The organism is Enterobacter cloacae complex sp. P38RS (assembly GCF_014930775.1).
GTDB lineage: Bacteria > Pseudomonadota > Gammaproteobacteria > Enterobacterales > Enterobacteriaceae > Enterobacter > Enterobacter bugandensis.
Genome location: NZ_JADBRS010000035.1, coordinates 1 through 333, shown reverse-complemented (window position 1 = coordinate 333; position 333 = coordinate 1). Strand labels below are relative to the sequence as shown.

General features: G+C 47.1%; 1 tRNA gene. It reads right to left on the bottom strand.

Features of this window, described 5'->3' with window-relative positions:
• Positions 1–146: 146 nt before the first annotated feature.
• A tRNA-Glu gene (locus IM303_RS22130) sits at positions 147–222 on the bottom strand.
• Positions 223–333: the final 111 nt, after the last annotated feature.

The following is a 333-nucleotide window of genomic DNA, read 5'->3' as shown; positions in this document are numbered from 1 at the left end:
ATTTGAGAGACTCGAACACACCTTAAAGATGTGTCGTTTCAATTTTCAGCTTGATCCAGATTTTTAAAGAGCAAATATCTCAAACATGACTCGCAAGTCAGTTTTGAGATATGACGGCAGGTGACTTTCACTCACGAACCAGCAAGTGGCGTCCCCTAGGGGATTCGAACCCCTGTTACCGCCGTGAAAGGGCGGTGTCCTGGGCCTCTAGACGAAGGGGACACTGAAGTCTCAATCGCAAGACGCCTTGCTATTTACTTTTCATCAGACAATCTGTGTGAGCACTACAAAGGCAGGTTCTTTAAGGTAAGGAGGTGATCCAACCGCAGGTTC